A 12,211-nucleotide genomic window follows, 5' to 3' on the forward strand; every position below is an offset into this window, starting at 1 on the left:
TGGAAAGATTTGTCATGCCCTGAACGCGGCCGGGCTGGCGGCAAGACACGCCATGACTTGCACCTTGCCAGGAGTGACTCATGAGCGATTTACCAGTTCTGGATGCACACGCAGCCTTCGTAGACGTGGGCAGCGAACAAATGCATGTGTCGATTGCAGGGGGGCCACCAGCAGTCTTCGGTACGGTGACGACGCAATTGCATGCCCTGCGCGACTGGCTGCTGGCGCAGCAAGTGCGCTCGGTCGCCATGGAGGCCACCGGGGTGTACTGGTTGCCCTTGTATGGCGTACTGGAAGCCGCAGGTTTGGAGGTGGTAATGGTCAACGGCCGCCAGACCAAGAACCTGCCCGGCCGCAAGACCGATATGCTCGACTGCCAGTGGGGAGCGACGCTGCACGCCCACGGCCTCCTGCGCGCCGGCTTTGTGCCACCGGCCCACATTCGCGACCTGCAAGACTATATGCGCCTACGGGCCGACCACATTGCCTTGGCCGCCAGCCACGTCCAGCACATGCAGAAGGCGCTAGAACGCATGAACGTCAAGCTGCATGACGTCATCAGCAGTCTCACCGGTGCTAGCGGCCTGGCCGTGGTGCGAGCCATCCTCGACGGTGAGCGCAATCCCGATCGACTGCTGTCGCTATGCGACATCCAGATTCAGCGCGCCAAGGCCGAGCGGGTCAAGGAGTCACTGCGCGGCACCTGGGATGCCAAACACCTATTCGCGCTACGCCAGGCCTTGCAAAGCTGGGAACACTACCAACACCAGATCACCGAGTGCGACCGCCAGATCCAGGCCTTATTACCTCAGGCCAACGACAAACAGCCTCCAACCGATCCCGCCAACACCAAGCCACGCAAACGTCCGGGTCCCAACGCCCCAGATATCGGGCAATTGCGTCACATCCTCACGCAGATATGCCACGGGCAGGACTTGACCACCTTGCCAGCCCACACCGAATACAGCGTGCTGCAACTGATCTCCGAGGTCGGCACCGATTTAACTCGATGGCCTACCGAGAAACACTTCACCGCATGGATGGGCCTGGCACCGGGAAGCCGCCAAAGCGGCAAGCGCCGCGGCAGCGTCAAACGCCACCGCAATCGCGCCGGTCGACTGTTCTGCCTGATGGCCCGGAGTCTGGCGCGTAGCAAGGACATCGCCTTGGGTGGCTTCTACCGACGCATGGCAGCACGACGCGGCGCACTGATTGCCAACATTGCGTTGGCACGCAAGCTGGCCATCCTCTTCTGGCGCGTCATGGTTAAGGGAATGCAGTACGTCGAAAGTGGCTTGGCACACTACGAGGCCCGCGTCCTCGAAACCAAACGGCGGGCACTCAGGCACCTGGCCAAACAACTCGGCCAGGAGCTAGTTCCCCTCCCTACTGCCGCATAGAAACCAATGGTTCATGGAAAGGTATTGCCAACCCAAGTATGCGCTCTTTATCCTCAACATGGGTTCTGTATTTGCACCTCTGGTGGCGACTTGGCGGGCCTCGCACAGCCTTCTTTTATGTGGTTGGATTATTTGCGAGGAAAAGCTTGAGTTTTTTCGGAATTCGTCGTTACCGGTGTTTCAAGAAAAATATTTCCTTTGTCAGAGATTTAGGGAATTGCTGATCAATAGCAGCGGCGCTGGAGGTCGACGGATGTTTGGTGCCTGATTTTCACCATGCGGAAGAAGAGAGAGATCTGAGCCTCATTTCGCGCCGCATGCCCCTCATCTCGTGCCCTTTCGGGCTCGATTTGCTTGTTCAAGACGGATTGCTCCCCTGAAACGCCAGCAACGGCTTTTTGGCGATCACCAGATTTGCGAGACCGAACAGGCTGAACATCTGTGCGGTGTTCTTGGCCAAGCCCTTGTAGCGGGTCTTCTTGTGACCAAACAAGTTCTTCACCACGTGAAAGGGATGTTCCACCCGCGCCCGAATCTGGGCCTTCTTGCGCTCCACTGCCTTCGTCAGGTCCTTCCACCGACCTGCCGGCATCTTTTCAACCTTGCTGCGCTTTGCCGCTACGTGCCAGCTTATGTCAGCGCGGATCGTCCCTTGCCCTTGGGCTTGTTTGATCTCATCCCTGCGCTCCACACCTGTGTAACCCGCATCAAGATGCACTTGGCTTTCCTCGCCATGCAGCAGGTGATGGGTGTGAGCGATATCGCTTTCGTTAGCCGCCGTCGTGTGTAAGCTGTGCACCAGTCCCGAGTCGGCGTCGGCGCCGACGTGCGCCTTCATCCCAAAATGCCACTCGTTTCCCTTCTTCGTCTGGTGCATTTCCGGATCGCGCGACTTGTCCTTATTCTTGGTCGAACTCGGTGCCGCGATCAGCGTGGCATCGACCATCGTGCCCTCTCGCATCAGCAGCCCCCGCTCACTGAGCACGGCCTTGACCTCATCGAACATCGCGGCAGTCAACTCGTGCTTCTCGAGCAACCGGCGAAACTTGAGCAGCGTAGTCGCATCCGGCGCCGACTCTTGCGACAGATCCACACCCACGAATTGACGCAACGCCTGGCTGTCGTAGAGGGCGTCTTCCACGGCTTCGTCACTGAGACTGAACCACTGTTGCAGACAGTACATCCGCAACATCCTCTCCACGCCAATCGGCTGCCGCCCAACACGGCCGCTCGTCGGATACAGCGGCTCAATCAACGCGGTCCACCGTGCCCACGGCACGATCCGATCCATCTCACCGAGAAACTTCTCGCGCCGTGTCACGCGCTTCTTCTTCGCGAACTCAACATCGGCAAAGCTCGTTTGTTTCATCCTTGTCTTTGTTTTCAACGCCTTCACCTTCAACGCGCCATGCTTTCCGTCAGATGACCTGTGGGTGAATTGATCAGCATTTCCTTAGCGCGTATGCTGACGTTGTCGGTCCGGCGGAGCAAGTACTGGAAGACAGCCAGGGTGACTTCCCCTTCAATGCCTCCTCTGCCGCAGAACGCGCTACCTCGTTCGTCAACCAGGAATTGGAGCCAATCGAGGCGCACGAGGAATGGCGTGCCGCGATGGAAGGCGAGAGCATGAATGGAAATCGGCGGTGAGGTGTGTCGACACACCGATAGTCAGAGTCATCACAAGACCGTTGCATCGCGAGCTCGATAAGCTCGCCTACTAGTCACCAAAGGACTCTCCGGGTGAAGGTACGCTGGAAAATAATGGCCACCGGTGGGGTCCGCCGACTGGGCGTGGCCGAGGTTCGATAGTTCGCCATGGCTGCTGCGGAGACTATGTAGGTCACCAGGCCGCCTGCAGGCCCGAACTGGTGAGGCCGCGCCGTCCTGCTCGTACTGACCGGCAGTCGTCGCCTCAACACGATTACGCGGAGCTATCCTCCAGGGTGTCTTCGGGAAGGCCAAATCTGCGGCGGGAAGCCAGGATTGGCTGATAGCACTGCAAGGAGATATTTTCGTGACGCACCTCGTCCCCTTCAATGTGCAGCACCTCGAAGCGGCATGCCGTGTCCTCGGAGATGCAGAACGCGGCCTTACAGGACCGCAAATAGGGAGGCTCCTTCAGGAAATCGGACTTCCTGATCCGTGCCATACCATGACCAAATGGAAGCGTTTATTCAAGGCACTGGCGAGTGCACAGAATCGCTTTCGGGTCGGTAATCATTTAATTATGTTAATCAACCAAGCCACTCGTGATCCCGACGGATTTCATTGGTGCAGGGATGAACTGAACGTTGTGCTGTCGTTCTCAGACTTGTATGTGCGGGAGGACGGTCGTGTCGCATTTCTAACAAACGGATAATGCCTGATATCCTCGACCCTTCTTCGGACCATCCTCCTAGCGTGGGAACGGCTGCAACGGCCGAACTTCGCATGTTGGAGCTGATGGGGGCAGGAGCCAGGCCGATGATAGCCGTCGAGCGGAACCTCGCTGGCAGGCAGGCTATCTAAAGCGCATCCTCTACCTAAATGCCGGCATAGCAAACGGTTTGTGATGTGTCGTTGCGAGGGGAGCGAATCCACATCTCATGGCGGTTGCTCAGGTCTAGCTCAACGCCAGTTTTTCATGCGCCTATTGTCGCTGGAAGCTTTCGTTATGAGTGCCCGCGGACGCACGAGTTTTGAACACCACTAACAGGCCGGCTGCTGAAGTACTCACGGCGCAAGAGGTGAAGCTTCCCCCTGCAAGGCTGGTGGGTTCGCGATATTTCACAATCCGGAAGTCGCGCGTCACGTCATCGACTTTTTTCGTTGATTTTGCGCCCGTCTCCGGCCTCATTATCGCGATTACTGCAACTGCGGACGGATTTGTCCCTGTGAACGCATGCGCACGAGGTTGTAGGCGGCCATGCTCAGCACAAACATCTGGTCGACCTTTTTTAGTCCGCGCACCATCATTTGGCGCATGCGCCCACGGTCTTGGCCCAGCCAAAGCCTTGTTCGATCAGCTTGCGCTTCTGCTGCGAGATGGCATAACCGGCGCTGCAAGCAATGGCATCGGGAACGGCCGAGCGTCGCCCCGAGGTGTTCTGTGCCACGTGGGGACGTCACCCTCATTTTCAGGCAGGCTTGAATGAATTCCTGCGCGTCGTAGCCCTTTCGCGCCCACGGTGACTTCCACATTCAGGTCTTCAGTCATCTGCCTGGCGTCGTTGAGCATGACCTTCGCGGCCTCGCGCTCGGCGCGCCCGTCCGCATTGGTCACCATGGCGCTCACCACCAGGCCGTGGCGGTTGTCACTCAGGGTATGACCCATATAGCGCGGTTCACTGGCGATTTTGGCCTTGCGGTACAGTTTGGCATCGGGATCGGTCTTGGACTCGTGCGTCTCGTTGCTGCGCTTGCGACCCTTGAAGTTAGCGCCGTCGCTATCGTCATTGTCGCCGCTATCCTTGCGTACAAAGCTCTTGTGGTCGGCCCACGCCCCAAAAAAAAAGTGGCCGAGTCCCGTGGAATACAGGATTCAGCCCTTAGGCGCCTAGCGATTTAACTGTCCAACTTCTTGGGGGCCAGTTCGGAGTGGCCCTCTTTTCCTAGCTGGTACCGTATATTTCCGGGACCGCATCGGCAGATCCGTTCCGGCAATCATACCCACCTGAAGTTCGGCATCAGGTCGCTGTGCTCGTCGATACTGACACCGCCCAGTTCGTTGATCATCTGCTTCATGGATTCCTTGGATTTCGAGTCGCAACTGGCAATCATCAGCAACTGGCCCGGTGCCATTTGCGCTTTCTGCCACCGCAGGCCGAGACGGCCAATCTTGGCGCCGACCAATCCGCCGATCCACCAGCCGATCATCGCGCCAAGCATGATAGCGCCAACATACGCAATGGCAGTGGCGCCCGTACCGGCGGAGACTCCGTATCTGAAAATTACCAGCGCGGCGACGATCGCGCCCACGAAAATCCCGGTGATCGCCGCTTCTTCGCGATACGTAGTCTGGCCGGGGTCAATCTTCGGCAATCCGTCAACTGGCTGATTGTCGCGCTGGACAAACCACGGTCCCGCGACAAGTGCTGATGTACCGGCCAGCTCGCCTAATCGAGCTTGCGCCAGCCTCGCCGTGATGGCGTCTTTCAGCCTGAAATATAGCAGCGTACGCATGGTGTTACCTCACTCAATCTCAATCTCAATTTCAACTTCGGCGAATCGGCGGAAGTTTGCGGAATGATTCCCGCCTAGGCCCTAGGCTCCAGAGCCCTTTGACTCTGGGGCAGGATGGTGACCGCAGGTTAGGCCAGCCTTCGTTGACAGCGCGATCCCAGTCAATCAGTAGCATGGCTGCCTGATGCCATTGGATTGCCACCAATCGTATGAATCCAAATCTTTGGATGCTTCCCTTCGGCAACTGGCCGACCTGGCGTTCGCGCAGTAGGCGCGTGGCGGGAATGGCCCGGTAGGTGGTTTTCGCAGAATTGTTCGGCACGATATTTCCTTCATTGCTTGGAGGGCTGACTGTGTGGGGCCGTTGTGACCAAGCGCCACCGCTGTGGGCTCCGATCTTCCATTGCGAACGGGTAATCGTTTCCATCCGTCCCGCATTGCCGAGGATCTTTACGGCATCATCGTCACGATGAGATCGCGGCCCGGCCGGCCCGAAACGCGGAAGAGCAGCAAAGAAGGCGGCAATCAACCTGGCAATCGGTATTGCGGCCAAGGATCCCAATCGCCGGACATCGATTGCATCGATCCTGGCGAACGACCGGCTTCCTTGGTTACTGGAGGAGTGAGCGAGCAGAGGTCGCCGCGTGGCATCTTGCATGAAATTTCCAGGAATCCCCGTGAGTGACTTCAGGAGTCACTAGTCCAAAGACGTTGTCGAGGGGGAAGGCCCGGAAACGAGTGGTAGGCGAACCAGAAGCACGTAGCTTCAGGGACGCCGCAACTATTAGTATAGGTGTCCGTTGTATCTCAGCCCAACGGCCTTACAAAATGGCCTGGCAGGCGTTGCGCCGCGCAGCCGCGGTGCCCGCAAACGCAGACCGGTCGTCCACCGCTGGCACTACACTGAAATGGCAACCCACAGCAATCTTTGCTGTCCGGATCTCTTCCCTTTTCTTCAGATCGTCGTCAACGCAAGGCTTGAGATGAACCGTCTCCAATACTCGGTGAGCCTGTCCTACGAGGTCATGGATCCCATGGCGGACTTCCGCTAAACATTGAAGCAGCCAGGACTTTCCGGCAGTTCGTCGTTTCCGAGCGATTGACCTCCCCCGTCAATTCAGACCACTCACTAGACAGATCCGGTGCTGTGCAACCGCCCGCTTAGAATGCGCACCCCCAAGGGGCCGCCTTGTCATCCAGTATGAGGCACTCATCGATATCGATCATCGACTGGACGACAGCGATCGATTGTCAGAAGTGCCTGTCGCCGAACTACCGTTCGATGTCTGGCACTACCCACCTTGCGTCAACGGCGATACTGGCAATGATCCCGTCCGAAGAAGTGGATTGCAGAGGCGCCGCCCACACGGCGCGCCCCTGTCGAGCATCCTATAGGTCCTGGAATGAGATGCTGTGGACATCTAGACTGATAGTTACGACATGAATACATGTGCGCTTCTGTCAGGTTACCACTCGTATCGATCTTTCCCTCCGTCAACGTATCTGGACCAGGCATCATGAATTCACCGTCGGGGGGGCGTATTCATGCCGGCTGCGGGTCGCGCCTTTTCGTTGCCAGCTACCCGGAAAGCCAGAGGCGCTTGTCCTTCGCACCGATCGGTGAATAGATTAACACCGCTGGCCACATGAACAATGAGGGGGATATCGTGTCGGTTGCCGTTGGGAAAGCGGCTCACAGGGCCATGCTTGCCATGCAAGCGCTACGACACCGTGCGCAAAGATTTGGCTTTGCACGCTTGACACCCACTCGACGCCCCCAGCAGTTATGCCAGTTGTCGACTGGGATCGCGCCGTCAATGATGGGTGGCCCGACCTGCACTCGCGACAATTCCAGGGAGTCGGGCCCCGTGCCGAGATCCTTGCATGGTTTCGACGGATCGAGGGGAGTAACGGCCAGGCCGGAGTGAGGTAACTCTATGCGTACTCTTCTATATTTCACGTTGAATGATGTGGCCACCGCAAAATTGGCACAGGTGCGGCTCGGCGAGTTGTTCAACAGGTCTGAACTCGTCGGAGGACCGTGGTTCGTCCAGGGCGACAATCAGCCCGTTGAAGGGCTGCCGAGGACGGAAATTAGCCAGACCACGTATCGTGAAGAAACAGCGATCGGTGGCTTTGTTGTGGGTGTTATCGCGGCAGTGCCGGTGATACTCGCGTACGGGGTTTCCGCCGGCCCGGCTGCGAGCGTTGTCACCTTCGTGGGTGGCCTCATGTTTGGCGGCACGCCAGACCGAAGCGCCGGATCCTCGCGCCAACCAGCCCGCCAATCCAACTTCAGATGGCTATGAGCGCCGGTGAGGTACCTCTTACGTCGCGCCGAGTCGATATCCACTGTAGCGAGTTCGCAGGGGTCGTGTGTTTTTGCTATGCCGAAAGCCGGGGCGCATTTTTTTGGGGGTGAAACGAATGGTGAATGATCTCGGCTCTACTATGGATTGGCTTACTGAGTACCGAGGATTCGAAATCCGTGTTGCCCTTGTGAACACGTCCGAAGATATGTTCGACGCCTGGTTTCAGATTGAAGGTCCGATGAAGCCGCTTGGGGTCGCTGCGATTGGCAAGCGAGTGAAAGTCCACGGAGGACCGTTTAGCCGACGCTGGGCGCATCTCATCGCGGAGCTTGCAGGCAGGGCTGCAGTGGATGTGATTTTGGGTGTGGATGAGTGATTTGTCGCACCAACCCGCTTTTGCGGGTGCGGTATCGAAATTGCAACAGCGGAATGGTTGTACTCCATGGAGACGAAGATGCGTCGAGATGTCATCGTTGGAGACCATCGCGTTTCGATCTTGGCAGAGCCCAAACACGATCCACAGAGACCGGCGAATGTCGCCGGGTATTCAGTTCGGTACAAGATAACTCGCACGGACGGGCGGCCAGTTAGAGAAGGCTTCGTGACAGTGCAATCGTACGAACTCAACGTAGGCACTGATCTCTTCTCCACGGCCGAGGCTGCACTCGACTATGGTGAGGCGAAGGCTCGAGAGGACGTCTCGACGTTCTAGGCCATTAGACAACCGCTCAGAGAAAAGATGGGGATTAATGGCTCCGCAGCAGCGGCCGGTCGGCAGCCGTACCTGTTTGCCATGCGCGATGGCGAGCTGCCCGTTGACAGCACCGTCGTCACGCCTTCCGACAGTAGCGCGGCCACGGGCTGCCATGCTTTCTACGCCTACTCAACAAATTGTCTGATTGACCTCCAGGCAGGAATCATCGTCGATGTCGAGGACGGTGGCCAATCGAACGAACGAGGCGAACTCGACCAGGACGATGATTGATCGGGTGGAGCAGCGCTTTGCATTCAAGCCTTTTCACCTAGTGGGCGACACTGCTGCTGCTTTTTGAACGAATCGCCTGTCCTGGCCCGCGCATGTCCTTGACGCTTCGCCGTGACAGGGCGCGACCAGCTACTGGCTGCGGAGCAACTTCATTGACATGGACACGCCCGTTATGCTGGTACCGCGATGCGTAAGTTCGCCGGAGGAATCCATCATGCCTACACCCGCCGTCAAAACGGATTCCGCATTCTGGCAGCTCCCTGTCGCGGCGCTCTTGGAACAGGTGGCCACAGGCCCTGACGGACTGAGCAGCGCGGTGGCGGCTGCGCGCCTGGCACAGTTCGGCCCAAACCTGATACATGGGGAGCGAATAAGAGCGCTGATCCTTCAATTTCTGACCAAGTTCCACAATCCCTTGGTCATCATTCTCCTCACTGCCAGCGCCCTTTCCGCTTTCACCGGCGACACCCTCAGCTTCTTCATTATCGGTACCATCGTCATCATCAGCGTGTCCCTCGATTTCGTCCAGGAATACCGGGCTGGTCAGGCGGCGGAGCGACTACGCCAGTCGGTGGCAGTACGGGGGCAGGTGCTGCGGGATGGCCAGCCCCTTGAGATACCGCTTGCGGAGTTGGTGCCCGGCGATGTGGCGCTCCTTACCGCCGGCGACCTGATTCCCTGCGACGGCAGGGTGCTGGAGGCAAAGGACTTCTTCGTCAACCAGGCCCTCCTACCGGCGAACCATATCCGGTGGAAAAGACCCCCGGTGACTTGCCGCGAGAGACAGAGATACTCTCGGCCAGCAATACCGTGCTGTTGGGGACATCGGTGATCAGCGGCACGGCCAGGGTGCTGATGTGCCGCACCGGGCAGAATACGGCGCTTGGTGAGATTGCCGACACCCTGCTGGTCACGGCCCCGCCCACCGCCTTCGAGCAGGGGACCCACCGCTTCGGGAATCTCATCATGCGCATGACGATCCTCCTCGTCCTGTTCGTCCTTCTCGTCAACGCCTTCTTTCATCGCCCATGGCTCGAATCGTTCCTGTTTGCCGTGGCCCTGGCCGTCGGGCTGACGCCTGAACTCCTCCCCATGGTGGTCTCCGTGACGCTGTCGCGAGGCGCACTGCGCATGGCAGCGAGCAAGGTGATCGTTAAGAGGCTCGCCTCGATCCACCACGTATTCTGTACCGACAAGACTGGCACGCTGACCGAGGCCCGGATCCACCTGGAGCGCCACCTAGACCCCCTTGGCAGGGAAAGTCAGCGGGTTCTGGAACTGGCCTACTTCAACAGCTTTTTTGAAACAGGACTAAGAAGCCCCCTCGATGACGCCATCCTGGAGCACACAGAAATCGACGTGAGCGGCTGGCGCAAGATCGATGAGGTGCCGTTCGATTTCGAGCGCCGCCGGGTATCGGTGCTCCTCGACAATGGGACGACCCTACTGCTCGTGGTCAAGGGGGCGCCTGAAGACATCCTCCGTCTGTCGGTCAGCTACGGGTTGAATGGAGAGGCCGGCCTGCGGCCCCTGAATGAAGCGGCGCTCAAGGGGATCACCGGGCAATTTGAGGGTCTCAGTAAAGAGGGCTTCCGGGTGCTGGGCATCGCCTCACGGCAGGTGGGGATGGGCCACCCCCATGCCGTGGTGGACGATGAAACGGAACTGGTCTTTGCTGGCTTCGCGGCCTTCCTCGATCCCCCCAAGGAGAGCGCCAAGGCGGCCCTGGCAGAGTTCGCCGCCGATGGGATCGCGGTCAAGATCATCACCGGCGATAATGAATTGGTCACACAGCTTGGGCTCCCGGTAGTGGGTGTGCTTACCGGTGCGCAGATCCAGCAAATGGATGACCCGGCGCTCGCAGCGCGGGTGGAGCAAGTGAACCTCTTCTGCCGTGTGGCGCCTACCCAGAAAAACCGGGTCATCCTGGCGCTGAAGCAGCGCGGTCATGTAGTCGGGTATCTCGGCGACGGGATCAATGACGCGCCTTCGCTCCATTCCGCCGATGTGGGCATTTCAGTGGACAGTGCCGTGGACGTGGCGAAAGCGGCGGCAGACATGATCCTGCTGGAACGCGACCTGGTAGTCCTCCATGCCGGGGTCCAGGAAGGACGGCGCACATTCGGCAATATCATGAAATACATCATGATGGGAACCAGCTCCAATTTCGGCAACATGTTCAGCATGGCCGGCGCTTCGCTTGTTCTCCCTTTCCTCCCGATGCTGCCGGTGCAGATCCTGCTCAACAATCTCCTCTACGACGTATCCGAACTGCCCATTCCAATGGACCGGGCAGATGATGATTACTTGAGCCATCCCCGTCACTGGGACATGAATTTCATCCGCAATTTCATGTTGATTATCGGCCCGGTCAGCTCGATCTTCGACTTCCTCACCTTCTACATTATGCTGACGGTCTTTCATGCCGGCGAGAGGCTCTTCCATACCGGTTGGTTCATTGAGTCCATGGCCACGCAGGTGCTGGTTATCTTCGTCATCCGCACCCGTAGGAATCCTTTCAGGAGCTACCCGAATCCGTGGCTCATTGCCTGTTCACTGGCGGTGGTGGCGGTGGCCGTGCTGCTGCCGTTCACCCCTGCTGGCGTGCGTCTCGGTTTCGTCGCGCCGCCGGCATTCTTCTTTATCATCCTCGCTGCCATGCTGCTCTTCTATCTGTTGGCGGTGGAGGGCATGAAACAATGGTTCTTCCGCCGCTTTGCAACAGAGTGACGCAGAAGGGTGGATTCTTATCCCAGCTCCGCCGTCCTTCATCGCAACATAGAAGTCATCTGAACGGCACGACCGGCAGCAACCATTTAAACCCCACCACAGGGATCTCGCCCAAAGGAAGACTGGAAGCAATGTGGCAAGAGAATCTGTTCCTCCAGCTACATGCGTATCGTCTGGATATGCCGGCCTCCAGGCGAGCATCCATTCAGGCAGGTAGTCATCTTTCACCCGCGGCCCCAATAGCACGCAGGATCTCATTCCGACTTATCGAAGATGCCGGCTTCGAGATCTTTGCTGAAATGCTGAACCCAATCGGTTTCATCGCCGATCGGGTATTCCCTTGTAACTTGTGTCGATAGTCTGGTTACCGTGACGTAGCCCTGTAAACCGATGTTCTCGTCGCCTTTTGGGTCAGTCGTATCCGTTTCCAGGAGTTCGAAATCATCTGCTGCCAGACCATTATGCTGCAAGGTCGCAAGAAAGTCCTGTTGTTCATCCGGTTCGATCAGTCGCATCGTCGGCCTCTCGCTGTTCAAAGGAGCGAATACCGAAACTCTCTTTCAAGATTCCGTTTCATTTCAGCCCTCCTACGTGTGGGCAGCCATGGGTGATGCCCACGGCCC

Annotated in this window: 8 protein-coding genes and 2 pseudogenes; 6 read left to right on the forward strand and 4 right to left on the reverse strand. The window is 58.1% G+C overall.

What is annotated here, in order from left to right:
• Positions 1–80 precede the first annotated feature (80 nt).
• Positions 81–1,400, forward strand: a complete 1,320-nt coding sequence (locus AC10V3_RS36910; protein ID WP_454752418.1) for an IS110 family RNA-guided transposase — start codon at positions 81–83, stop codon at positions 1,398–1,400.
• Between the two features lie 358 nt (positions 1,401–1,758).
• Here the strand turns inward: AC10V3_RS36910 and AC10V3_RS36915 are convergent, their stop codons facing one another.
• Entirely contained in the window at positions 1,759–2,769 is a 1,011-nt protein-coding gene (locus AC10V3_RS36915; protein WP_349605742.1) for an IS5 family transposase, read from the reverse strand.
• A 645-nt stretch (positions 2,770–3,414) separates the two neighbouring features.
• On the opposite strand from AC10V3_RS36915, the gene AC10V3_RS36920 reads away from it, so the two are divergent.
• Positions 3,415–3,759 carry a hypothetical protein gene (locus tag AC10V3_RS36920; RefSeq protein WP_349608176.1) on the forward strand — a complete coding sequence of 115 codons (345 nt, stop codon included), beginning with the start codon at positions 3,415–3,417 and terminating at the stop codon, positions 3,757–3,759.
• Positions 3,760–4,244: 485 nt separating this feature from the next.
• On the opposite strand, the pseudogene AC10V3_RS36925 reads toward AC10V3_RS36920, so the two are convergent.
• Positions 4,245–4,881: pseudogene (locus tag AC10V3_RS36925) on the reverse strand (transposase); the annotation flags it as partial.
• 161 nt (positions 4,882–5,042) lie between these two features.
• Entirely contained in the window at positions 5,043–5,561 is a 519-nt protein-coding gene (locus AC10V3_RS36930) for a hypothetical protein (RefSeq protein WP_022540303.1), read from the reverse strand.
• Between the two features lie 1,937 nt (positions 5,562–7,498).
• Here AC10V3_RS36930 and AC10V3_RS36935 point away from each other — a divergent pair.
• The 4 genes and pseudogenes from AC10V3_RS36935 to mgtA all read left to right on the forward strand — a co-directional run bounded on the left by AC10V3_RS36935 (position 7,499) and on the right by mgtA (position 11,588).
• A complete protein-coding gene (locus AC10V3_RS36935; RefSeq protein WP_022540301.1) occupies positions 7,499–7,870 on the forward strand; it encodes a hypothetical protein in 372 nt (123 codons plus the stop codon).
• 118 nt (positions 7,871–7,988) lie between these two features.
• On the forward strand, positions 7,989–8,249 hold the full coding sequence (locus tag AC10V3_RS36940; protein WP_022540300.1) for a hypothetical protein: 261 nt from the start codon (positions 7,989–7,991) through the stop codon (positions 8,247–8,249).
• 363 nt (positions 8,250–8,612) lie between these two features.
• Entirely contained in the window at positions 8,613–8,858 is a 246-nt protein-coding gene (locus AC10V3_RS36945; protein ID WP_022540298.1) for a hypothetical protein, read from the forward strand.
• A gap of 214 nt (positions 8,859–9,072) precedes the next feature.
• Positions 9,073–11,588, forward strand: a pseudogene (mgtA, locus tag AC10V3_RS36950) (magnesium-translocating P-type ATPase).
• Positions 11,589–11,842: 254 nt separating this feature from the next.
• Here mgtA and AC10V3_RS36955 read toward each other — a convergent pair.
• Complete coding sequence (locus AC10V3_RS36955) at positions 11,843–12,103, reverse strand: hypothetical protein (protein ID WP_022540297.1); 261 nt, start codon at positions 12,101–12,103, stop codon at positions 11,843–11,845.
• Positions 12,104–12,211 lie beyond the last annotated feature (108 nt).

It is taken from the genome of Cupriavidus sp. PB-02 (assembly GCF_058252315.1).

Coding starts and splice junctions, on each gene's coding strand:
- AC10V3_RS36955 (WP_022540297.1), bottom strand. CDS start 12,103: ATGCGACTGATCGAACCGGATGAACAACAGGACTTTCTTGCGACCTTG.
- AC10V3_RS36935 (WP_022540301.1), top strand. CDS start 7,499: ATGCGTACTCTTCTATATTTCACGTTGAATGATGTGGCCACCGCAAAA.
- AC10V3_RS36930 (WP_022540303.1), bottom strand. CDS start 5,561: ATGCGTACGCTGCTATATTTCAGGCTGAAAGACGCCATCACGGCGAGG.
- AC10V3_RS36915 (WP_349605742.1), bottom strand. CDS start 2,769: ATGAAACAAACGAGCTTTGCCGATGTTGAGTTCGCGAAGAAGAAGCGC.
- AC10V3_RS36940 (WP_022540300.1), top strand. CDS start 7,989: ATGGTGAATGATCTCGGCTCTACTATGGATTGGCTTACTGAGTACCGA.
- AC10V3_RS36945 (WP_022540298.1), top strand. CDS start 8,613: ATGGGGATTAATGGCTCCGCAGCAGCGGCCGGTCGGCAGCCGTACCTG.
- AC10V3_RS36910 (WP_454752418.1), top strand. CDS start 81: ATGAGCGATTTACCAGTTCTGGATGCACACGCAGCCTTCGTAGACGTG.